Source organism: Microbacterium phycohabitans, from assembly GCF_032464935.1.
Classification (GTDB): domain Bacteria; phylum Actinomycetota; class Actinomycetes; order Actinomycetales; family Microbacteriaceae; genus Microbacterium; species Microbacterium phycohabitans.
The window spans coordinates 21,754-42,950 of record NZ_JAWDIT010000001.1 but is presented as its reverse complement, the minus strand read 5'-3'; the positions used below and the strand labels follow the sequence as shown (position 1 = coordinate 42,950).

The 21,197-nt window shown below is 69.1% G+C and carries 28 protein-coding genes and 1 tRNA gene; 13 read left to right on the top strand and 16 right to left on the bottom strand.

The window, feature by feature from the left end; all coding sequences use genetic code 11:
* Window positions 1-3 precede the first annotated feature (3 nt).
* The 5 genes from RWH44_RS00215 to RWH44_RS00195 all read left to right on the top strand — a co-directional run bounded on the left by RWH44_RS00215 (window position 4) and on the right by RWH44_RS00195 (window position 4,554).
* The gene (locus RWH44_RS00215) at window positions 4-1,137 is read left to right on the top strand and encodes a prephenate dehydrogenase (protein ID WP_298875294.1); all 1,134 of its coding nucleotides are present in this window, start codon (window positions 4-6) and stop codon (window positions 1,135-1,137) included.
* Window positions 1,130-1,864: a (d)CMP kinase gene (cmk, locus tag RWH44_RS00210; RefSeq protein WP_316003045.1), complete on the top strand. Its 735-nt coding sequence runs from the start codon at window positions 1,130-1,132 to the stop codon at window positions 1,862-1,864. The genes RWH44_RS00215 and cmk overlap by 8 nt, the downstream gene beginning before the upstream one ends.
* A complete protein-coding gene (der, locus tag RWH44_RS00205; protein ID WP_298875298.1) occupies window positions 1,854-3,380 on the top strand; it encodes a ribosome biogenesis GTPase Der in 1,527 nt (508 codons plus the stop codon). Before cmk ends, der begins: the two co-directional genes overlap by 11 nt.
* A gap of 173 nt (window positions 3,381-3,553) precedes the next feature.
* Window positions 3,554-3,991, top strand: a complete 438-nt coding sequence (locus RWH44_RS00200; protein WP_316003044.1) for a DUF805 domain-containing protein — start codon at window positions 3,554-3,556, stop codon at window positions 3,989-3,991.
* A 116-nt stretch (window positions 3,992-4,107) separates the two neighbouring features.
* Window positions 4,108-4,554, top strand: coding sequence for a DUF805 domain-containing protein (locus RWH44_RS00195; protein WP_316003043.1), 447 nt, complete (start codon window positions 4,108-4,110; stop codon window positions 4,552-4,554).
* A 204-nt stretch (window positions 4,555-4,758) separates the two neighbouring features.
* Here RWH44_RS00195 and RWH44_RS00190 read toward each other — a convergent pair whose 3' ends face one another.
* On the bottom strand, window positions 4,759-5,172 hold the full coding sequence (locus RWH44_RS00190) for a GNAT family N-acetyltransferase (protein ID WP_316003042.1): 414 nt from the start codon (window positions 5,170-5,172) through the stop codon (window positions 4,759-4,761).
* Between the two features lie 80 nt (window positions 5,173-5,252).
* Here RWH44_RS00190 and RWH44_RS00185 point away from each other — a divergent pair, with 80 nt between their 5' ends.
* The gene (locus RWH44_RS00185) at window positions 5,253-6,155 is read left to right on the top strand and encodes an NUDIX domain-containing protein (protein WP_316003041.1); all 903 of its coding nucleotides are present in this window, start codon (window positions 5,253-5,255) and stop codon (window positions 6,153-6,155) included.
* A gap of 251 nt (window positions 6,156-6,406) precedes the next feature.
* On the opposite strand, the gene RWH44_RS00180 is transcribed toward RWH44_RS00185, so the two are convergent.
* Together RWH44_RS00180 and RWH44_RS00175 are read right to left on the bottom strand one after the other, a co-directional pair.
* Complete coding sequence (locus RWH44_RS00180; protein ID WP_316003040.1) at window positions 6,407-6,796, bottom strand: RNA-binding S4 domain-containing protein; 390 nt, start codon at window positions 6,794-6,796, stop codon at window positions 6,407-6,409.
* Window positions 6,797-6,838: 42 nt separating this feature from the next.
* Window positions 6,839-7,417: a GNAT family N-acetyltransferase gene (locus RWH44_RS00175; protein WP_316003039.1), complete on the bottom strand. Its 579-nt coding sequence runs from the start codon at window positions 7,415-7,417 to the stop codon at window positions 6,839-6,841.
* Between the two features lie 142 nt (window positions 7,418-7,559).
* Between RWH44_RS00175 and RWH44_RS00170 the strand changes: the two genes are divergently transcribed.
* Window positions 7,560-7,633, top strand: a tRNA-Pro gene (locus RWH44_RS00170).
* 84 nt (window positions 7,634-7,717) lie between these two features.
* Here the strand turns inward: RWH44_RS00170 and RWH44_RS00165 are convergent.
* Window positions 7,718-7,972, bottom strand: a complete 255-nt coding sequence (locus tag RWH44_RS00165; RefSeq protein ID WP_316003038.1) for a hypothetical protein — start codon at window positions 7,970-7,972, stop codon at window positions 7,718-7,720.
* Window positions 7,973-8,023: 51 nt separating this feature from the next.
* Here RWH44_RS00165 and RWH44_RS00160 point away from each other — a divergent pair, with 51 nt between their 5' ends.
* Complete coding sequence (locus RWH44_RS00160) at window positions 8,024-8,476, top strand: hypothetical protein (protein WP_316003037.1); 453 nt, start codon at window positions 8,024-8,026, stop codon at window positions 8,474-8,476.
* A gap of 423 nt (window positions 8,477-8,899) precedes the next feature.
* On the top strand, window positions 8,900-9,112 hold the full coding sequence (locus tag RWH44_RS00155; protein ID WP_316003036.1) for a hypothetical protein: 213 nt from the start codon (window positions 8,900-8,902) through the stop codon (window positions 9,110-9,112).
* 576 nt (window positions 9,113-9,688) lie between these two features.
* Here RWH44_RS00155 and RWH44_RS00150 read toward each other — a convergent pair.
* From RWH44_RS00150 to RWH44_RS00130, 5 genes are all read right to left on the bottom strand, one after another.
* Window positions 9,689-10,285: a PASTA domain-containing protein gene (locus RWH44_RS00150; protein ID WP_316003035.1), complete on the bottom strand. Its 597-nt coding sequence runs from the start codon at window positions 10,283-10,285 to the stop codon at window positions 9,689-9,691.
* Window positions 10,286-10,386: 101 nt separating this feature from the next.
* On the bottom strand, window positions 10,387-11,085 hold the full coding sequence (locus RWH44_RS00145; protein ID WP_316003034.1) for a DUF2510 domain-containing protein: 699 nt from the start codon (window positions 11,083-11,085) through the stop codon (window positions 10,387-10,389).
* 295 nt (window positions 11,086-11,380) lie between these two features.
* Window positions 11,381-11,542, bottom strand: a complete 162-nt coding sequence (locus RWH44_RS00140) for a hypothetical protein (protein WP_316003033.1) — start codon at window positions 11,540-11,542, stop codon at window positions 11,381-11,383.
* 1,380 nt (window positions 11,543-12,922) lie between these two features.
* Complete coding sequence (locus tag RWH44_RS00135) at window positions 12,923-13,381, bottom strand: hypothetical protein (RefSeq protein ID WP_316003032.1); 459 nt, start codon at window positions 13,379-13,381, stop codon at window positions 12,923-12,925.
* An 81-nt stretch (window positions 13,382-13,462) separates the two neighbouring features.
* Window positions 13,463-13,627 (bottom strand): hypothetical protein, encoded by a 165-nt coding sequence (locus tag RWH44_RS00130; RefSeq protein WP_316003031.1) that lies wholly within the window; start codon window positions 13,625-13,627, stop codon window positions 13,463-13,465.
* A 259-nt stretch (window positions 13,628-13,886) separates the two neighbouring features.
* Between RWH44_RS00130 and RWH44_RS00125 the strand changes: the two genes are divergently transcribed.
* A complete protein-coding gene (locus tag RWH44_RS00125; protein ID WP_298875350.1) occupies window positions 13,887-14,072 on the top strand; it encodes a hypothetical protein in 186 nt (61 codons plus the stop codon).
* Window positions 14,073-14,093: 21 nt separating this feature from the next.
* Here the strand turns inward: RWH44_RS00125 and RWH44_RS00120 are convergent, their stop codons facing one another.
* From RWH44_RS00120 to RWH44_RS00100, 5 genes are all read right to left on the bottom strand, one after another.
* Window positions 14,094-14,453 (bottom strand): hypothetical protein, encoded by a 360-nt coding sequence (locus tag RWH44_RS00120; RefSeq protein ID WP_316003030.1) that lies wholly within the window; start codon window positions 14,451-14,453, stop codon window positions 14,094-14,096.
* A gap of 216 nt (window positions 14,454-14,669) precedes the next feature.
* Window positions 14,670-15,044, bottom strand: a complete 375-nt coding sequence (locus tag RWH44_RS00115; protein WP_316003029.1) for a hypothetical protein — start codon at window positions 15,042-15,044, stop codon at window positions 14,670-14,672.
* Window positions 15,045-15,161: 117 nt separating this feature from the next.
* A complete protein-coding gene (locus RWH44_RS00110; RefSeq protein ID WP_298875358.1) occupies window positions 15,162-15,512 on the bottom strand; it encodes a hypothetical protein in 351 nt (116 codons plus the stop codon).
* Between the two features lie 180 nt (window positions 15,513-15,692).
* Window positions 15,693-15,938, bottom strand: coding sequence for an alternative tryptophan synthase beta-subunit (locus RWH44_RS00105; protein ID WP_316003028.1), 246 nt, complete (start codon window positions 15,936-15,938; stop codon window positions 15,693-15,695).
* Between the two features lie 102 nt (window positions 15,939-16,040).
* On the bottom strand, window positions 16,041-16,211 hold the full coding sequence (locus RWH44_RS00100; RefSeq protein WP_298875362.1) for an alternative tryptophan synthase beta-subunit: 171 nt from the start codon (window positions 16,209-16,211) through the stop codon (window positions 16,041-16,043).
* A 178-nt stretch (window positions 16,212-16,389) separates the two neighbouring features.
* On the opposite strand from RWH44_RS00100, the gene RWH44_RS00095 reads away from it, so the two are divergent.
* Window positions 16,390-16,737, top strand: a complete 348-nt coding sequence (locus RWH44_RS00095; protein WP_298875364.1) for a YnfA family protein — start codon at window positions 16,390-16,392, stop codon at window positions 16,735-16,737.
* A gap of 407 nt (window positions 16,738-17,144) precedes the next feature.
* On the opposite strand, the gene RWH44_RS00090 is transcribed toward RWH44_RS00095, so the two are convergent.
* Together RWH44_RS00090 and RWH44_RS00085 are read right to left on the bottom strand one after the other, a co-directional pair.
* Window positions 17,145-18,446, bottom strand: a complete 1,302-nt coding sequence (locus tag RWH44_RS00090; RefSeq protein ID WP_316003027.1) for an ABC transporter permease — start codon at window positions 18,444-18,446, stop codon at window positions 17,145-17,147.
* Window positions 18,443-19,150, bottom strand: a complete 708-nt coding sequence (locus RWH44_RS00085) for an ABC transporter ATP-binding protein (RefSeq protein ID WP_316003026.1) — start codon at window positions 19,148-19,150, stop codon at window positions 18,443-18,445. The genes RWH44_RS00090 and RWH44_RS00085 overlap by 4 nt, the downstream gene beginning before the upstream one ends.
* A 133-nt stretch (window positions 19,151-19,283) precedes the next feature.
* Here RWH44_RS00085 and RWH44_RS00080 point away from each other — a divergent pair, with 133 nt between their 5' ends.
* Entirely contained in the window at window positions 19,284-20,489 is a 1,206-nt protein-coding gene (locus RWH44_RS00080; protein ID WP_316003025.1) for a sensor histidine kinase, read from the top strand.
* Window positions 20,486-21,154 carry a response regulator transcription factor gene (locus tag RWH44_RS00075; protein ID WP_316003024.1) on the top strand — a complete coding sequence of 223 codons (669 nt, stop codon included), beginning with the start codon at window positions 20,486-20,488 and terminating at the stop codon, window positions 21,152-21,154. Before RWH44_RS00080 ends, RWH44_RS00075 begins: the two co-directional genes overlap by 4 nt.
* Window positions 21,155-21,197: the final 43 nt, after the last annotated feature.

Genomic DNA, 21,197 nt, shown 5'->3' with positions numbered 1-21,197 from the left:
CCGATGAGCGAATCGAACGAGGCGTCCGCGCGCGCGGCGGGGCCTTTGGCGACCCGCACGAGCGGGACGGTGCGCGTCGTGGGCTCGGGCCTGCTCGGCGCGAGCATCGGCCACGCGCTCACCGCGCGCGGCGTCGACGTGGTGCTCGTCGACGCGTCACCCTCGCAGCTGCGACTGGCGATCGACTACGGCGCCGGGCGCGCCGAGCGCCCCGACGACACCCCCTCGCTGATCGTCGTGGCGGTCCCGCCTGACGTCACGGCCGACGTGGTCCAGCGCGAGCTGGCCCTGTACCCGGATGCCGTGGTCACCGACGTGGCGAGCGTCAAGCTCGAGCCGCTGCGCACGCTGCGCGAGCGCGGGGTCGACCTTCGGCACTACATCGGCTCCCACCCCATGGCCGGTCGTGAGCGCGGCGGGGCGATCTCGGCGCGCGCCGACATCTTCGTCGGGCGCCCGTGGGTCGTCTGCCGCGACGGTGAGACCTCGGCGCACGACCTCTCGCTGGTGGAGGGCCTGGCCCTCGACCTGGGAGCCACGCTCATCGAGATGACCCCGGAAGAACACGACGAGTCCGTCGCTCTCATGTCCCACGTGCCGCAGCTCGTCGCGAGCCTGCTGGCCGGACGCTTCGTCGAGGCGCCCGACGGTTCCCTCCGGCTCGCCGGACAGGGCGTGCGCGACACGACGCGCATCGCGGCATCCGCTCCGGAGCTGTGGGTGCAGATCCTGGGAGCGAACGCCGCCCCCGTGGTCGAGGTGCTCGACCGGCTGGCCGCCGATCTCGCCGGCGTCGCCGACGCGCTGCGCGACCCCGACGTTCCCGGTGCCCGCCGCGCCGTGGCCGACACCATCCGCCGGGGCAACGAGGGCGTCGAACGCCTGCCCGGCAAGCACGGCCAGAACCGACGCTTCGATACCTTCGTCGTCATGGTCGACGACACCTCCGGACAGCTGGGCCGCCTCTTCGGCGAGCTCGGAGACCTCGACGTCAACGTCGAAGACCTGCGCCTCGAGCACTCGCCGGGCGCCCCCTTCGGCCTCGCCGAGATCAGCGTCGTGCCCGACGCGGTCCGCCGAGCCGTGGACGGGCTCCAGCAGCGCGGATGGCGGATTGCGAGCACCACCCATGACTGAGCCCCTCACCAAGCCCGCCGCGGGCTCGACTCCCTCGGCGTCGGGCACCGCGCCCGTCGTCGTCGCGATCGACGGCCCCGCCGGCAGCGGCAAGTCGAGCGTCTCGAAGGCCGCGGCCCTGCGGCTCGGCTACGGCTTCCTCGACACCGGCGCCGCCTATCGCGCCCTCGCCTGGCACGCCCTCGCGCACGGCGCCGACACCTCCGACGCCACCGCGGTGCTCGAGGTCTTCGGCGACTTCGACTACGCGATCTCGCTCGACGCGCGCGATCGCTGGGTGCGCGTCGGCGAGGTCGACGTCACGGCCGCGATCCGCGAGCCCCGCGTGACGGATGCCGTGAGCGGTGTGGCCCGCGTCGCCTCGGTGCGGCACGCGGTGAACGAGCTGTTCCGCCGGCTCGTGGCATCCGCTGCTCTGCCGGGCGTCGTCGTCGAGGGGCGCGACATCACGACGGTGGTGTTCCCCGACGCGCCCGTGCGGATCCTGCTCACGGCGGCTCCGGAGGTGCGCGCCGCCCGCCGCAGCGCCGAGCTCACCGACCATGACGCCGCCAAGGTGGCCGCCGCGCTCCACCAGCGCGACGCCGCCGATTCCACGGTCGTCGACTTCCTCACCGCCGCCCCCGGCGTCGAGGTCGTCGACTCGACCCACCTCGATTTCGAACAGACCGTCGACGCCGTACTGAGCGTCGTCGACAACACGATGGGAGCCCGCGATGGGCGTTGAAGAAGAAGAGTACGAGGGCGGGCCCGATCAGCTCGCCGAGAAGATGCAGAACCTCGACGAGGTCCTCGCCGAACAGCGGGCCGAGGCGCTGCGCGCCGGCCTGGCCGACTTCGACCTCGACGAGGACGACGCCGAGCTGCTCGCGGGCCTGGCCTCGGGCGACGGCGAGATCGAGTTCCTGCCGGCGCTGCCGGTGGTCGCGATCGTCGGTCGCCCCAACGTCGGCAAGTCCGCGCTGGTGAACCGCATCCTCGGCCGTCGTGAGGCCGTCGTCGAGGACACCCCGGGTGTCACGCGCGATCGCGTCACGTACAAGGCCGAGTGGCTCGACCGCCGCTTCTCGCTGGTCGACACCGGCGGGTGGGAGCCCGACGCGAAGGGCATCGACCGCTCCGTCGCCGCTCAAGCCGAGGTCGCGATCGACCTCGCCGACGTCGTGCTGTTCGTGGTGGATGCCACGGTGGGTGCGACCTCGACCGACGAGCACGTCGTGAAGCTGCTGCGCAAGAGCAAGAAGCCCGTCTTCCTCATCGCCAACAAGGTCGACGACGCCCGACAGGAGCCCGAGGCCACGGCCCTGTGGAACCTGGGTCTGGGCGAGCCGCACCCCGTGTCGGCCATCCACGGACGCGGCGTCGCCGACCTGCTCGACGAGCTCATGAAGGTGCTGCCGGACGTCTCGGCGGTCGCGAAGTACGAGATCGGCGGACCGCGCCGCGTCGCGATCCTCGGCCGGCCCAACGTCGGCAAGTCGTCGTTGCTGAACAAGGCCGCCGGCGAGGAGCGCGTCGTCGTCAACGAGCTCGCGGGGACCACCCGCGACCCCGTCGACGAGGTCGTCGAGCTCGGCGGCAAGCTCTGGACGCTGGTGGACACCGCCGGCATCCGTCGTCGCGTGCACCTGTCGCAGGGCGCCGACTTCTACGCCTCGCTGCGCACCTCGACCGCGCTGGAGAAGAGCGAGGTCGCGGTCGTCGTGCTCGATGTGTCGCAGCCGATCAGCGTGCAGGACCTGAACATCATCGACCTCGTGCTCGAGTCCGGTCGTGCGCTCGTGCTGGCGTTCAACAAGTGGGACCGCCTCAACGACGACGACATGGAGAACCAGGACCGTCGCCGCTACCTCGAGCGCGAGATCGAGCAGGACCTCGCGCACGTCGCGTGGGCCCCGCGCGTGAACATCTCGGCGCGCACCGGCCGTCACCTCGACAAGCTCGTCCCGGCTCTGGAGACGGCGCTGGAGTCGTGGGACACCCGCATCCCCACCGGCAAGTTCAACGCCTTCCTGTCGGAGCTCGTCGCCGAGCACCCGCACCCGCTGCGCGGCGGGAAGCAGCCGCGCATCCTGTTCGGCACCCAGGCGGCGACGCGTCCGCCGACATTCGTGCTGTTCACGACCGGGTTCCTCGACCCGGGCTATCGCCGGTTCATCCAGCGGCGCCTGCGCGAGATCTACGGCTTCGAGGGCACCCCGATCGTGCTGAACATGCGCATCCGCGAGAAGCGCCAGCGCTGAGGCTGCTCGTCGCGCGCCCCGGTCCCCGCGTTGGGCCGGGGCGTTCGCGTTGTGTCCGGGGTGGCGAGTCGCGTGCGTGGATGCAAGGGCCCGCGGCCGGGCGTCGGGTGTCGATACAGTGCACGGGCGACGGCGGGGGCCGTGGCATCCACGATCCTTCCGGGAGGCACGCCATGACCGCGATCGCACCACCGCTCGACCAGCCGTACTACGGCGCACCCCTCGGAGCGGCGGTCCGGCGGTTCTTCGCGAAGTACGCGACCTTCCGGGGGCGCGCGAGTCGCAGCGAATACTGGTGGTGGGTGCTGACCGGCACCGTCGTGGGTACCGTGCTGAACGCGCTGCCGACCCTGACCGACGGTGTGCGGATCGAGGCCGACGGCTCCACGACCATCACCGGGCCGCACGGCGTGATCCTGTCGCTGATCTGGATCGTCTGGGCCCTCGGCACGCTCGTGCCGACACTGGCTGTGCTGGTGCGCCGCCTGCACGACACCGGGCGCAGCGGCCTGTGGGTTCTCATCGGGATCGTGCCCCTGATCGGCATCCTGGTCCTATTCGTCTTCACGGTGCAGGGGCCGCGGCCCGAAGGCGCGCGCTTCGACGCCTGAGGCGACACGGAGCGTCGTTCTGCCATGGCGGGCGTGCGGTGTCGATACAGTGCACGAGCGGGGGCCGATCAGCCGCCGCTTCGGGCATCATCCGTCATCGTGTCAGGGGGACACACATGTCGTACACGCAGAGCACCGCTCCGCTGTCTCAGCCGCTCTACGGCGCCTCGTTCGGCGCCGCCGTGCAGCGTTTCTTCAAGAAGTACGCGACCTTCAGCGGTCGCGCCAGCCGCAGTGAGTTCTGGTGGTGGATCCTCGCGAACGCGATCGTCTCGTTCGTGCTCAGCCTCCTGGCGCTGATCACGGGCGGCGGCGGGGGCGTCGACGCCTCCGGTAGCCCGCTCCCGCCGAGCGGTCTCGGCGTGGTGTTCCTCGTCCTGCTCTTCGTGTGGGGTCTCGCCACCTTCGTGCCGCACCTGGCGCTCGTGGTCCGTCGCCTGCACGACACCAACCGCAGCGGGTTCTGGATCTTCATCGCCTTCGTGCCGTTCGTCGGCGGCATCATCCTCTTCGTCTTCGAGGTGCTGCCGAGCGATCCCCGGGGGGCACGTTTCGACGCTTGACGTCGACGCCCGAACGCCCCGGCCCCCTCGCAGGGTCGGGGCGTTCGGCCATCCACAGGGATCACGGATGCCGGGGCTTAGGCGTGTGAAGGGGCGTCCACCCGGGTGCCGCAGTGGAGCCGGGCGGACGGCACGGGTGACCTGACGCGTCGCGACACCAGAACCCGCAGCCACGCAGGGACCGGAGGCTCCGCGAGAGGGTGCTCAGACGGTGGATGCCGGGCGGACGAGGGCGGTGTGGTCGGGCTCGGCGAAGCCGAACCGCCGGTACAGCCCGTGCGCATCGCTGGTGAAGAGCGTCCAGCGGAAGTGCGGCCCCGGCCCCTCGTCGATCATCAGCGACACGAGACCCTTCCCCAGGCCGTGACCGCGATGCGCGTCCATGACGAACACGTCGGCGAGGTAGCCGAACGCGACGCCGTCGGAGATCGCCCGCGCGAAGCCGACGAGTTCGCCGGTGTCGCGGCGGTAGGCGGCCACCACGCGCCACGCGCTGTCGAGCTGGGCCTCGACGTCGGCGCGCGTGCGCCAGCGAGCCCAGTACGCCTCGGTGCTCAGCCACTGCCACACCGCGTCGCGGTCGATGCGCTGCGGGTCGTCGTCGAATTCGTACTCCACCCGACAAGTCTGGCGCGTTCGGCGGCGGCATATGACGCGCGACGGCGCCCTCACGCGAGGGGTGTGCCAGGCTGGACGGGATGACCATCGAGCCTCCCGCCCCGGGTGAACCGCGGCGTCCGCACGGGCCGCGCGACCCCGGCGACGCGTGGGTCGTCGCGCCCACGGGGGAGAAGTACTGGGGACGCTTCGGCGCCGCGGGACTGCTCGCCCTCGACCCCGAGCGCGGAGTGCTGCTGCAGCACCGGGTCTCGTGGAGCCACTTCGGCGGCACGTGGGCGCTCCCCGGCGGAGCGCGTCACGAGGGGGAGTCCGCGCGCGACGGCGCCCTGCGCGAGTCGGGTGAGGAGGCGGGCGTACCGGTGGATGCCGTGCGCGCGCGGTTCGAGAGCGTCCTCGACCTGGGCATCTGGTCGTACTCCACCCTCGTCGCCGACGTCACGACCCCGTTCGCGCCGGTCATCAGCGACCCCGAGAGCGTGGCCCTCGAATGGGTCGCGGTCGACCGGGTGACCCAGCTTCCCCTCCATCCGGGGTTTGCCGCGTCGTGGCCCGCGCTGCGCACCGCGCTGGACGCACGTCCGGCGATCGTGGTCGACGTGGCCAACGTCATGGGGTCGGTCCCCGACGGCTGGTGGAAGGACCGCGCGGGAGCCGCGACCCGCCTCGTGACGAAGACCTCTCGTCTCGTCGAGCGCGGAGTGGATGCCGACCTCCTCGGCCTCTCCGCCACGCGCTGGTTCCCGCGGGTGATCGCCGTGCTCGAAGGGCAGGCCAAGGCGGCGGAGCCTCCGGCACCCGCCCTCGAGGTGCGCCGGGCCCCGGGTGAGGGCGACGACGAGATCGTCGCGGCCGTCCGGGATCTCGCGGGGGCGTTCGCGCCCGTCGTGGTGGTGACCGGCGACCGGGAGCTCTCGGCCCGCGTCGAGGCTCTCGGCGCGACCGTGCGCGGCGCGAGCTGGCTGCTGGATCAGTTGAGCTGACGCCGCCGCGGCAGTCGGTCCCTTCGACAAGCTCAGGGACCTGGTGGGGCGTGAGGTGGCTGAGCCTGTCGAAGCCACCGGCCCCGTGCAGTGGGCTGTCGACGTGGTGGGGCGTGAGGTGGCTGAGCCTGTCGAAGCCACCGGCCGCGTGCAGTGGGCTGTCGACCTGGCGCAGCGTGAGGTGGCTGAGCCTGTCGAAGCCACCGGCCCCTCCCGCGAGCTCCGGGATCTGCGCGCGGTGACAGCGACGCTCAGTCGATCTCGCGCCCGCGCCCGCGCAGCTTCTCGATCTCGCGGCGGTCGCGCTTCGTGGGGCGTCCTGCGCCGCGGTCGCGCACGGGCACGAACGGCATGCTCTCCTTCGACGGGGGCGGGGGAGTGCGATCGTCGACCGACTCGGCCACCAGCGCCGCGCCCACGCGCTTCGCGATGGTCTTCTTCACCACGAGGATGCGATCGAACCCCTGGATGCGCACCCGGAGCTCGTCGCCGGGCCGCACCGGCTGGGCCGCCTTCGCCCGTTCGCCGTTGACCCGCACGTGCCCGGCTCGGCACGCCGTGGTCGCGGCCGACCGCGTCTTGTAGACGCGTACCGCCCACAGCCACGCGTCGACGCGCGCGGTGGTCGTGGCATCCGTCATGTCAGATCTTTCGTCGGCGAACCTCCATCGTAAGACGGGCGCTCAGTCGCGCAGCGTGAGGGAGACCAGAGCCCGGTCGGGCTTGGGGCGGTCGACGATGTCGAAGCCGGCGTCTTCGAAGATCGAGACCGTGCCGCGGTAGAGCTGGTTGGCCGAGCGTTTCGAGACGGTCGGATCGAGGGGATACGCCTCGACGACACGGGCGCCGGCGTCGCGTGCGGTGGCGACGGCGGCATCCAGCAGTCTGCGGGTGAGGCCCCGGCCGCGGTGCCTCGTGCGCACGACGAAGCACGACACCGCCCAGACGTCTTCGGCGTCGAGAGGTTCGGCGGTGGCGGTTTTGACGTCGCGTGTACGGAGCAGGCGCGCCTGTGCGGTGCGGGGACCGACGCGCACCCATCCGGCTGGTTCGCCGTCGACGTAGGCGATGAGTCCGGGTGGTCGTTCCTCCTGCATCTCAGAGCGGAAGCGCGCGGTGAGCTCCTCACGCGAACTCTCTTGGAACTGCGCGTTGGTGAGGAGCCACCACTGGCATTGGCATCCGGGACCGTCACCGCTGTCGAGCGCCGTCTCGGCGTCGTCGAAGCGGTCGCCGGTGGCGGGCAGGATCTCGATCGTCATGTCGCGACGCTAGCGAGGGGTTCCGACATCGACAAGGAAGCTCCGTCGTCGGCGGCTGCGGCGCCACACGCCCGGGGTGGGCACTGGTTCGCGGCAGTGCCGGGGAGGGGCTAATATAGGGGAGTTGCCCGCTCGCGGGGAACGGGATGTGGCGCAGCTTGGTAGCGCACTTGACTGGGGGTCAAGGGGTCGCAGGTTCAAATCCTGTCATCCCGACAGATGAGGCCCGAACTTCCGCAGGATTGCGGGGGTTCGGGCCTCTTGTCGTTTCCGGGGGCGGGCGTGCGTCTCACATGCGTCTCACATGGCATCGGGGCGACGCGGTTCGGGGGCGGCCGCTGCGGCCTGGAGGCGGCGCAGTCGGTACTGGTGCGAGGGCCACGCGTCGAGGCGGTCACGGAGCGTCGTAAACAGGAGATCCTCGTCGACGACGCGTACCCGCTGGCCGTCGCGCTGCTCCCACGTCATGGTCATGCCGGCGCGTCGCCACCGCTTGATCGTGCGCACGGAGCGGCGCACCTTGCGCGCCGCTTCGTGGTACGTCAGGGTGGCCACCGGTCACGACCCCCAACAGGCGGCGCGGTCGAGAACGCTATCGTTCGAGCTATGGATCAGGGGCTCGCTGTCGTGCTGGGTGCTGTCGTCGCTCTGTCAGGTTCTTCGCTCATCCCTTGGCTGAGAGAGGCCCTGGCGTCGAAGTCTCTGGAGCGCCGAGCGCGCAACACTCGTATGCGCGAGGCGGTTATTGACCTGCTTGCCGCGAATGCAGCGCAGGGGGCAGCGATGACGCTCGATGACGATGATGCCTTTAGCGTGGCCTACACCGACCGGTCGAGAGCGGCCGCCCGAGTACTCCTCGAGGTGGAGGCGGCGGAAAGGTCCGCTGTCGCGGAACTCATTGACGTAGCCTCCGTCGGCGTCGAAGACACCGGCCCGCGAGTCCGTGCGTTTCAGTCGGTGTTGTCGGCGTGGGCTGGCGGCGACCTCGCTGCTGCCGAATTGGTCAGCACCTATCGCCAGCAAGTCGAAGTGAACGTTCAGCGGGCCGCCGGTCGATAAGCGATTCTGGCCGGTCATGCAGGCACGGTGTCCTGCAGCGCGTCGAGGTCGTCCCGCGACTCGATGTGCTCGACGGCGTCGGACAGCCATGCGTTCGCCGCGTACGCCCACTCGCGGGCGAGCTCGACGTCATCGGGCAGACCGGTTTTCGCCTACACCCTGTCCGACGAGTTCCTCGCTGCGGTCAGCGGCGCGGCGACTCTGTACGTGGGTCTCCGATCACCACGCAACGGTTCGACGTCGTCCGCGTCGTTCGACAACTTCGAGGTACGTCAGGCGATCATCGCCTGACCCCACAGCATGACGCCCCAGCGCTCCTCTCCGTGAGGATGCGCTGGGGCGTTTTGTGCGTCCATCCACCCCTTGTGCCGAACGGGACGTCGGTGGATACTCGCCCACGGGGGGCTAGGAAGAAGCAATGTCGTGCCCAATCCGAAACCCATCACATGGCAGAACATTCCCGGCCTGACGGACCGGGAACGGGAGCTCGGAGAGATGCTGTTCTGCGGCGCAGATCTCCGGACCCTCACCCTGATCGACGCGAAAGTGGGGGATGAACGCATCCCCGACATCCGCGCCGGGAAGGTCTACCGCGAGACCGACGCGCACGCCCACCGTCGCGCAGGATGGACCTGACATGGAACGCCCCCGGTTTTCCTCTTCGGAGTGAACGCCGGGGCGTTTCGCGGCCGAGCTCGTGTATGGAGCTCAAGTTCCCAGGAAAGCTGGACGACCAGATACGCGGAACCACGAACCGGGAGGCGTAGGCGGTCCTAAAGCGATGCCCGCACCTTCGAGGGTGAGCTGCGCCCACCAGCTCCTCGAGTGAGGGAGCTCGAATCCCCCCTCCTGCGCCTGTTTGCCGGCAAGCATCTGTATGCCGTGAAGGTAGAAGTTTGCGGAGATCACCTCGACCGTGCCCCCGGGGGCGTCGAGAACGACGTCGAGCACGGTCTTGCGGAGAGCTGATCGCAACGTAAGCCTTGGGCCTACAAAGTCAACGTCCCAGTTCGCGGGTGAGACCCGAAGCTCACCCTCTTTGACCACCAGAAGGGGCGCGTCGTGCTCGTCTCGAATGTCGATGTTGAGCACAGGGTGGCCGCGATGCGCACCCGTTCAACACTTCGGGCAGCTCGTGCGCTTCGGCGAGGGAGTGGGCTTCGACCTCGAGGGTGCGGGTTTCGACGGGGCGGATGGTTCCGATCAGCACGGTCACTCACCCACCGTGAAGGAGACAACTTCCGGTTCGTCTCGGGTGCCGCCAATTTCGCAGCGCATCCGCTCACGCTTCGTCGCGTTTGCCTCGTTTGTGACCTCGACGTCGATGCTGACGCGGACGCTGTGGTCGTCGACGACGATGTCGCCGTCGCCGGTGAATGACTTGACGTCGAACCCGTAGGGGTACTGTTCTGCGCCGAGTCTCTTGCAGAAGGTCATCGCTTCGCCGCTGGTGAGGCCGTCGAGGGTCGCGTTCGCGTCGACCTTTCGCACCTTCAGGGTGACGGTGCTGCCGACGGGGAGGACGGTGTCTGCGGCGGGATCGGTCTCTGTGACGGTCCAGTTCTTCTTGATGATGACGGTGTCTTCGCCACCGTCGTACTCGACTTCGAGGCCGAGGAGCTCGAGCGCGTCCTTCGCTTGAGCGCCGTCCATGCCGACGACGTCCTGAACGATGGTGTCGGCCCGCGCGCTCGTGGATGTGGAGGTGTCGGCGCCAGCGCGCGTCTTGCTGGCAGATGAGCAGCCAGTGAACGCGAGGACAGCAATGAGGGCGGCCGCAATTACGGCAGTCGGACGGGTGAAGCGCATGAGCATCAGCGTAGGGGTCGACTGTCGATGCTCGCAGGTGCTACCCCAGAGGGTACGTACGCGGGGCTGAAACCGGGAGGGCGCTGCGCCTCGAGGGCCGATCAGCCGCGTGCGAGCTGCCAGGTCAGGTAGCCGGCTTCCTTCACGTTCACTTCGATGGCGTATTGCACCCCGTCCTCGAGACCCCCTACGCAGGTGAAGGTGTTGCCTTCGTTCATGGATGGCGCGGCCGGGCAGTCGATGTTGACGAACGCGAGACCTTGCTGATTGGACCAGGTGAGGATGGCCTGTTCGGTGCCTGCCTCATCGAACGGCGCGGGAGCGAACCATGTTGCAATGGCGGGCACGACCACGACGAAGAACCAAAGTGTCGCCAGCGCTGAGATGCAGATTCCGAGGATGGCTTTGGTGCGTCCGACGGCGACGCCGGTGACCTCACGAATTCGGCGCGAGCGAATGAGACCGATGATGCTCAGCACGAGAGCACCGAGCTGCAGGAGCAGGGTGACGGAGATGACACCGGACGCGATCGCCAGCCACATGCCGGTGGTGGCGAGCGGGTTTCGTGGGAGGGCCTTTCGCTCGTTAGGAGTGAGGGCGGTGTACCCGTCCGGCGCCTCCAACAACGGGACGGAATCGTAGGAGGGCGACACCGTGACGGGTAGGGGCGGGGGCGCGGTGACCGGCGCTGCGGGGGTGGTGTGTGTCGTCCACGTGGCACCGTCCCAATAGCGCTGGCCGGTCGGAGATGATGCCTCGGGGTACCAACCGGGCGGTGTCGACATCGTGCTGCCTTCCATCGAGGAGCGTGCCCACCTCGGCGAGCCCCAGTCTGGTCAGCCTATGGTCATCGCGCCTCGGCGAATGTCATTCGCGAGCCCCCGGACGTCGTGGCCGTAGGTGGCAGTCAGGTTCGGCGGGGCAGCGTGGAGTGTGCGTGCGGTGCGGGCGGATCGAGCCGGGGTGCGCGGGGCGCTACATCCGACGAACGGTAACGGCGTTTTGCCACACCACAGGCTGCCAGTGGCCGCCTTCGCAGGGCACCTCGAGCACGACGATACGGTCGTTCGCGCCCATCGCCCACGCTTCGACGCGTTAGGCGGCGCGGTCCGGCCACTGCACCCATGCCCACACCGCGCGCTTGTCCCGGAACCACTCGACTGATTGCGATCCGAACGCCTGCATCGGCAGCGTGATCGGCGGCACGGATGCGAGCGTGCGCGACAGCATCTCGTCGCTGACCTTCGTCGAACCCATAGACCGGTCCCCTTCCCCGGCCGTGAGGAATGCTACGCACCACCCGTGACAACGAGAACGCCCCTACCGCTCTGCGTGTGCTGCGAGGGGCGTTTCGTGTGTCAGGCGGACTAATACGGTGTCACGTGGCGATGAGGACGAACACCACGATGGTGACGACGGCACCGGCGCAGTGGTCGGCACTCAATAGGGCGGACCACAGCGCGCCGTGAATCGCCCTCGTTACTCCGAACGGGGGCGCGACTCGGTGTCAGCGCCCTGTGGTTGCTTCGCGCGCGCAGCTCGGTCGCCCGCCAAAAGGCGACGAAGAAGAGGACGAACCCGAGGCCCCAGGCTGTCATCCCGACCCAACGTGCTGGTCCGTCTGCGAGGGCGGTGATGCCCATGCCGATGAGCCACAGGCCCAGCATTGCGAAGGCCGCCCGGCGCAGCGCGCTCTCGTTGTTCCACACCCTGGCAGGATGCCCCGTCATGGGCTGCAGCGCGACTGATTGACATGGATGTCCTGCGGTCCTCCGCGGCTGCCGCGCTCGAGGCGCGGCCCATGCTCGTGCGTCGCCTGCGCCGCGTTCGGGACGCTGCGAACGCGGAGCCGACACACAGCCTCCGCGCGGGCTGACCGTCTCATATTCGTCTCACATGTCGGACCGCGTCAGAGTGTCACGGTGTCGTCCTATGTCGGTCCGATGTGGCGGATTATGCCTGTTCAGCCTGGGTAACTGCGGGCCAATGTGCGTCCGTGTCCTTGAGCGTCGCGACCGGTGAGGGGTCGCAGGTTCAAATCCTGTCTTCCCGACATTAGGGCCGGAATCGTGAGGGATTCCAGCCCTTCGTCGTCGTTCGGCCCGGTCGGTGTGAACGCCGGCTCATGGGCGAGAACGTATCGAGGCTTTCGCCGACTGCCCGGGCCCATCACTGGCAGGTCTTCGCACGACGACAGATATCGTTGGCGGCGAATCGCTGGTGGCACCATTCGGGCTCGGGTGCGCGATATCTCCTCGTCCCCACGGGAATGACGATAAGCCAATCGACGCCGATGTTATCCGGGCTCAACCCGTGAAATCCCGTGTCTCACGCGAAGGGCTATCAGCGGAAACCGTGGGGGTCGTGATGTTCGAACCGCAACCGTCGAAGATACCCGGAAATAAATCCCGGGCTTAGTCGGGTAGTCACCGAGGCGATGTTCAGCACTTTTTTGCATCACGACCCGAGAAAAGCGGCCAAGGCATTCCTGCGATGAGGCCAGGGCAGCCCTACCGCACTCACCTGGCATGTGCTCGACGTCCTCAGCGACATCCGACATCAGGGTCCGAGCCAGGGGTCCGTCTCGTCTACTCCCGACGCATACGCCAACGCACTGCGCACTCGGGGCGGACGGACTCACCCGCGATCGTCGGACCGTTGGAATCGGACGGCCGCTGCGCGGGTCGCGACGGAGTCGGCTCTGGTGGTTTCCGCGCCGGCCGCCTCTTCGATGAGCTTTCGGGCGGTGGCCTGCTCGTCTCGGATCTGGGAGGTGATCAACGCGAGCTGGTCGGCGAGCAGGGTGGCCAGACCCATCTCGAGCTGTTCCAGGGTCGTCCCGTGGATTTCGAGGCGTCGGTCGGAGACCCGCAGCGTCACGGAGGGATATCCGGCGCTCACGAGAGCCTGCTTCGTCGCGGCGGAGTGGATGGCCACCACCTCTTCGGGGGAGGGCCGACGGGAGAAGACCGCGTCGACTTCATAGGAGTCGGGCGTTTCGGCAGTGCCCAGAGTGCGCGGAAGAGAGCCGGGCAGGACGTTCGTGAGACCGAGCGGGTCCGAGCGGTCTGATGTGGTCGATGCGGAAGTGGTCATGGGATCTGGACTCCTCGATAGGTGCCACGGGATGAGCCGGGCGGGTGGGTTTTCGCGTCGAGGGGCTCGATCGCGGCGGGGTCAGGAGGCTCGACGTCCTGAGCGCGATCGGATCAGACCGAACAGGAGAGTGCCCACGAACAGGATGATGCCGATGATGGCGAGCCACAGGAGTCCTTCGAAGGCGAACCCCACGACGGCCAGCACAGCCCAGACGACGAGCAGAATTACAAGAGTGCGCCACATATCTTCGACTGTACGCGCAATATTTATTTGCCGTCATTTTCTTGAATGAGGTCGGTTGAGTGGCGTTCGAAGAGCGCAAAAAAATCTCAAAACCCCGGAAAAGCGGGGTTTTCAAGAATTTATGCACCTTGAACAATCCGTGTCAATGCCCCTGACTTTCGAAGCGGAAAGCGCGGGAATCTTTTCGCATATTGGGCTCGTGTCATCGTCGAGACGACGTTGAATGTGCGCGCGTCACACGCAGGCGTATTCTGCGCGAATGGAGACCTTCGTCGTACCGGGTGTGGGCAGGGTCGAGGTCGAGTTCGAGGTGCGTCGATTCGGGCTGGGAACCGACACCATGAAGAGCGTGATCCGGGTCTGCTGGCCGGGGGGCGTGGACGTGAGCTGCGAGGTGCACGAACGTACCGCTCTGCACCTGGAGGCGGTCGGCGTCACGAATTGAGCGGTGCCGTCGGGCGCGCTGTCACAGTCCGTAGTAGTCGTCGTCATCCCAGGGGGCGGCGCGGGTCGATTCCCAGGCCTGGGAGGGGGAGCCCGCGGTGATGTTGGTGCTCCTCGGATACGACGCCTGCATCCGCATCATGGTGACTTGATCGGAGAAATCGGGAACCTCGTCGATCCAGGAGAACGGCATGCTGAGGATCGACGATGAGGGCCCGACGGTCATCCACGCCACGTCCTGACCTGCGCCGACGACCACAATGGGAACTTCCACGAGCTGGGGGACGCCTGTCGAAGCGATCCCCACGACGAGGTGGAGCAGCGCGTCAGCGATCTCGTCGGTGGTGACGAACCGTCCACCCGCATAGCTGACCTGTCGCATCTTCCCCAGTGTGCGCCTCGACCGCTGGGGCGGGCGATTTCGGGGGGTGGGTTGTATATCGTCCGCTCATGCCCCACCCTGGGGCGCCCAACTCGCGATCGCCGGCTCTCTGAGCGCGTCGGTGCGCGAGAACGGCGCACCGCGCGGACGGAACCTCAGTCGGCTCGGTGCCCGCTCTCGCGGTGCGCGAGAACGACGCTCCGCGCAGGCAGGACCTCAGTCGGCTCGGTGCCCGCTCTCGCGGTCCCATTCGAGCGACTTCCACTGCAGGAACGTGCAGAGGTTGCTCGCGATCACGTATTCGGCCGCGAGGCTCGTGATGTCGTGGATCGACATCGAGAGGTTCTGGGGCTGCTCGCTGAGGGTGAGTTCCCACAGGGGATCGTCGTAGCTACGCGGCCGCATGTAGATGGACGCCGATGCGTTGCGCAGCCTCAGGATGACCAGGCCCGTGTCGTCGTGGCCGTCGTCCTCCTGCGGCGCGATCGAGATCGAGCCGGCGATGCAGTGCTCTTCGTTCTCGAACTCCGCGACCCAGGCCTCGAGTTGTGCGCGGGAGCGGCGGGGCGGTGAGTCCTCGAGCGATTCCATACCGGCAGTCTGGCATCCGACGCCGAGCCGCGGGGGACCCTTGTGCCCGGCGTCGCGAGCTTCGCGGTCGGACCGTCGACGAGCGCGTCCGATCGATGCGCCGACGCCCGGGGCGCGTCAGACGTTCTCTGTCGTGCCGCGCGTGGCGGCATCCGTCCGCTTCTGCAGATATTCACAAAGCTTGCCCGTGGTCAGCAGCTCCTCGCCGAGGGCGATCAGGTGCGTCCCGGTGAGCGGGAACTCGCCGGAGCGTTCGGTGAGCGTCGCGGTCCAGGTGCGCTCGCAGTCCACATTGAGGTAGATGGACGCCGGACCGTGATTGAGGTGGACGGCGACGATGCCCGAGTCGCTGTGCTCCGGGTCGTCCTGGGGGAGGACGTGGACGGTCGCGTGAGCGACGCGGTCGTGCTTCTCGTAGTCGTCCACCCACTGGGCGATGTCGGCGAAGGGAGGGCGAGTGCACGTCATGCGCTAAGGCTATCCGGAACACGACACGCGACCCAGATCAGAGGTGGCCGACCGTCGGTCCGCGCGGGCGACACATGGATGCCGCGCGCTAGGCCGCCGCGCGGAGCGAGCACCTGCCCGAGACCGCCGACGGCATCCGCGCCTCCTCCGCGGGAGGAACGGGTTCGGAGCGCGGGTGGGTCAGGCCGCGGTCGACCCCGACGGCCGGATGTCGGCGTCGGACCAGGGCGCGTTTACGGCGGGCTGCTGGGTGTACATCGAGAGCGAGAGCTCTCTCGAGCTTCCCCACCCGCGGCGGGCGCGGACGAGGGTGTAGCCCTCGCCACGCAGCGCGTGGGCGGTCTCGGTGGTGAGGGGGCGGTGGGCGAGTGCTTCCCATCCGCCGGGCATGCGGTAGGCGTGGGTCACGGTGCGAGGGCGAGTCATTTCCACTCCAAAGAACGGGCTTTCGAGGGTGCTGCACCATTGGAGCGGAGGAGGACGACGTTACGCGTCGTCGGTCGAGGTGTCTGTCCCCTCTTCGGAGGGTCAGCGTGTCGGCGGGTATTGCCGCAGCGAGATCTCACGCGTGTCGAAGAAGCCGCGACGCGCGCGGACCAGCGTGATCCCCTGTTCGCGCAGCGCGGCGGCTCGTTCTGGCGTGAGGGGTTCGTGGGGGGCCTTCTGCCAGCCACCCGCGAGTGTGTAGATGTGTGTCACGGTGCGAGGTCGAGTCATCATCACTCCCTGCGGGAAATCTAGTCCTTCGAGATAAGCGCCGGCCGAGATTTTCCCTCTCCGTAATGTGTGCGTCGATGACCGTAACCGGGGCGTCTCCGCGTCGTCTCCCGGGGCGACCCGGCACCGTGTCGCGGGGCCTCGTAGGGATAATGGCCCGATGGTCACCGTCCGCATCGTCGTGCTCTTCGCCCTCGCCGCGCTCGCCGAGATCGGCGGCGCGTGGCTCATCTGGCAGGCGGTGCGCGAGAACCGGGGCTGGTGGCTGGCTCTGCTCGGAATCGTCGCGCTCGGAGCGTACGGTTTCGTCGCCGCCTTGCAGCCGGATGCGAATTTCGGGCGCGTGCTCGCCGCCTACGGTGGGGTGTTCGTCGCCGGCTCGCTGGCCTGGGGGATCGTCGTCGACGGCTTCCGCCCGACGGTGTGGGACTACGTCGGCTCGGCCGTCGCGCTGGTGGGAGCGGGGATCATCGTCGTGGCGCCATCCGCTGCCGCGGCGCCGGAGTGACGGCATCCTGTGTTCAAGAGATGCGTATCGATCAGTTAGATCGGCGAGTAGTTAGCTAGAAGAGATATCGGCGACTTGTCAACCGCCCCGCGGTGACGTGCCCGCGCGGGCACACTCGAAGCATGCAGTTCGACAACACGCCCCACGAGGGCATCGCCGACGACTTCTCCGCCTCCGAGACCGCGCGCCCCTTCGGGTCGTATCTTTCGGTGATCAACGGCGGAGACTGAGCGTCCCGCGGGCCCTCGAGGGCCTCTCACGACAGGACCGGATGCCGATCGGCTCCGGTCCTTCGTCGTGCGAGCGCCGCGGCCTGGCGATCGAGCCGCCCGTTCCTCGCCTCGTCTCGCATCGCGGCCTCACCGCCTGAGCGGGCCCGGGGCGGTGGCCCCGAGCCCGCTCGGCCGTCACTCGTACCGCAGCGACTCCACGGGATCGGCCCGCGCCGCCCGCGCGGCGGGCAGGCTGCCCGCGAGGAACGCGATGCCCATGATCGCCACCGTCGTGGTGAGGATCGACAGGGGATCGAACGCGATCAGCTGCAGTCCGGGGAGGTCGCTGAACAGCGATTGCCCGAGCTGCGCGCTGACGGCCGTTCCGACGCCGATCGCGACGACCGCGCCGATCAGGCTGCCCAACAGCCCCAGCATCACCGCCTCGAGGCTGAACAGCGAGAACACCCGGCCGCTGCCCATCCCCATCGCCTTCATCAGGCCGATCTCGCGCGTGCGCTCCTGCACCGACATCAGCAGCGTGTTGACGATGCCGAAACTCGCCGCCAGGAGGGCGATGATCGCGAAGGCGTTGAGCACGAGCACGATCCCGTCGATGACCGCCTTGAACGTGCCCAGCTGGTCCGAGACGGTCTGGCCCGAGTATCCGGCATCCGTCAGGGCCGTCTTGACGGCGTCGACGTCTTGCGCCGTCGCCGACGACAGGGCCAGGCTCGCGCTCGCGTACCGGTCGAGCTGATCGGACGGCACTCCCGTGTTCTGCGCGGTGAACAGCGCGTCCTCCAGCGCGGGGTTGGTGGTCAGGGCCGTCGCGGAGGCGAAGGCGCCCTCGGTCACACCCGTGATGGTCGCCGAGACCACGTGCTGCGTGCGCACCGGGTCGGAGACGGCGATCGTGAGGGTCGATCCGACGGCATCCGCGGCATCGGAGAAGCCGAGGGGTGTCACGAGCGACTCGGGGATCGCCGTCTGGAGCGCCTCGGCGGAGGCGTCGGGGGCGGTGCCCGCCGCCAGCTGCGGGGTCTGCCCGCCGATGAGCGACCCTGCGCTCGCCACGTAGCGCTCACCGCCGTCGACCTGGACGTAGTCGATCTGCACGGACTTCGTCGGGGTCACCGCCGCGACCCCCGGGAGGGCTTCGAGCGTCTGGATATCGGCATCCGTCAGCGCCGACACGGTCGCGGTGGCACCGGGTCGTCCGGGGTTCGTGTTCGCCGACGCGACGGCGTCGGGGTCGTACTTCTGCGGATCTCCGGATGCCGCGGCCCCGGTGCCCGTCTTCGTCACCGTGAGCACGTCGGCTGAGCCGATGGACGACACGGTGTCGTCGATGAAGCGGTTGATGCCGGTTCCGAGACCGTTCGTGAGCGTCAGCGTGAAGGCGCCGACGAAGATCGCGAGCACCGTGAGGATCGTGCGGGTCTTGGAGCGGAACGTGTTCGCGGCCGCCGTGGCGACCAGATCGACGGTGTTCATGCGGCGCTCCGCTCTTCGGCGACGATCACGCCGTCGCGGATCTGCACTCGACGGTCGCACCGCGCCGCCAGCTCGTCGTCGTGCGTGACCACGATGAGGGTGATGCCGTGCTCACGATTGAGGCGGAAGAGGATGTCCTCCACCACCGCGCCGGTCGCGGAGTCGAGGTTGCCGGTGGGCTCGTCGGCGAAGATCACCCGCGGGTCGTTCACGAGGGCGCGGGCGATCACAGCGCGCTGCTTCTGACCGCCCGAGAGGGCCGTGGCCCTGTTCTTCGCCTTGTCCTGCATGTCGAGCTCGGCCAGCGCCGCGAGGCCGCGCCGACGGCGTTCCGCGCGTCCGACACCGGCGATCTTCAACGGCAGGATGACGTTCTCCAGCACCGGTGCGCTGGGGGTGAGGAAGAACTGCTGGAACACGAAGCCGAAGGTCTTGTTGCGCGTGCGGTTGAGGTGGCGGCCGCGCAGGGTCGCGGCATCCTTCCCCTCCAGACGCACGGTGCCGCTGGAGGGAGCGTCCATGAGGGCCAGCAGATGCATGAGGGTCGATTTGCCGGAGCCGCTCTTGCCGACGATGGCGATGCTCTCGCCGCGGTGGATGTCGAGGCTCACGCCGCGCAGCGCATCGAAGCGCGCGGATCCGCGGCCGTACGACTTGTGCAGATCGGTGACGGAGAGCAGTGGGGGAGGAGGTTCGGATGCCATGACCTCACTGTCGCCCGCGAGGCCGGGGCTCCGCGTCGCTCGGGCGGGGGGCCGGCCTCCCCCCGCGGGGGTATTCCTCGAATGCCCCGTGCGGGCGATACCCGCGCGGGAGCGCGCAGTCCAGACTGGGAGGATGCGACCCGACCCGGCCACGGACACCCCGCCGCGCCTGGTGCCGCCGGGACGCGCCTGGCTCGTCGACCTGGTCATCGCGATCCTCGTCGTCGTGCCGTCGTTCGCGCCCGTCCCGTTCCCCGAACTGCGCCCGTCGAGTCCGCTCGTCCACGTGCTGATCGTGCTGCCCGCGCTGCTGCTGCCGCTGCGCCGCCGATGGCCGCGGATCGTCTTCGTCGCCTGCATCGCGCTCTTCGTCAGCGCCCTCGCGCTCGGCACCCTCGCACCCGGGGCCGCCCTCGCGACGGCCCTGGCCGCCTACGGAATGGCCGACCGCGTCGGGCGCCGGGAAGCCGCGCCGGTGGCGATCGCGGGGGTCGTGGGGCTCGTGGGCGCCAGCATCGTGGTGACCCTCATGACGGGGCTCGACACACGGTTCCTGCAGGTCGGTCTCGCCGTCGCGCTCGCCGGGGCGCTGGGCGACGCCTCGCGCTCGCGCCGGGCATACGTCTCCGCCGTTCTCGAGCGCGCCCGCCGCGCGGAGCAGACGCGCGAGGCCGAGGCACGTCGCCGCGTGAGCGAGGAGCGCCTGCGCATCGCCCGCGACCTGCACGACGCCGTCGCCCACCAGATCTCGGTCATCAGCCTGAACGCGGGAGTGGCCAGCTCGGCGCTCGACACCCGCCCGGAGAAAGCGCGCGAGGCCCTCGCCACGATCCGCACCGCTTCTCGCGACGTGCTCGCCGAGATCGGTTCGATGCTCGCCGTCCTGCGCACCCCCGATGACGTCGACGCCCGCGACCAACCGGGACTCGCGCGCCTCGGGGCCGTCGTGGAGTCGGTACGCGTGGCCGGGTGGGACGTGGCCGTGCGCGATGAGCGCGACCCCGCGGAAGTCCTGCCCCTCGGCGTCGACATCGTGGCCTACCGCGTCGTGCAGGAGGGGCTGACCAACGCCCTCAAGCACGGCACGGCCCGTCGCGTGCACGTGCTGCTGCGTCGCGACGGCGACGATCTGGAGGTCGTCGTCACCAACCCCTTCCACCCCGCGGAGACCGCCGCCGAGCCCTCTCCATCAGGCTTCGGCCTGATCGGTCTGCGAGAACGCGTCGAGTCGGCGGGGGGTCGCCTCGACGCGGGACCCGCTCCCGGCGGCTATCGCCTCGCCGCGCGCCTCCCCGTGCCCGCCGCCCGCCCGACCACCCGACCCGGAGGATCCGCATGAGCCCGACACGCGTGCTCGTCGTCGACGACCAGGCGCTCATCCGTGCCGCGGTGCGCGACCTCCTCGACGCGGCCGACGGCATCGAAGTGATCGGCGACGCCGCCGACGGCGAGCAGGCGGTCGCGCTCGCCGCCACTCTCCGCCCCGACGTCGTCGTGTGCGACATCCGGATGCCGCGGATGGACGGCATCGAAGCCACCCGCCGCATCTGCACCGACCCGACCCTGGCCGACACCCGCGTACTGATCCTCACCACGTTCGAGGAGGACGACTACGTCGTCGCCGCCCTGCGCGCGGGAGCCAGCGGCTTCATCGGCAAGGGTGCCGAGCCCGAAGAGATCGTCCACGCCGTGCTCGCGGTCGACGAGGGCGGCGCGCTCCTGTCGCCGACGGCGACCCGCGGGCTCATCGAGAAGTACGTGCGGCGCGGCGCGCCGGTCGCGGGGGAGGCGCCCTCGCTCGACATGCTGACCGAACGGGAGCGGGAGGTGCTGCGCCACATCGCCCGCGGTCGATCGAACGACGAGATCGCGGCATCCCTGTTCATCTCTCCGCATACGGCGAAGACGCACGTGAAGAACTCGATGCTCAAGCTCGGCGCACACGACCGCGCGCAGTTGGTGATCGCGGCGTACGAGAGCGGACTCCTGGTCCCGGGGGAGTGACGGTGACCCGGGCGGGGGTGAGCAACCGTCGCCGGGCCTGAGC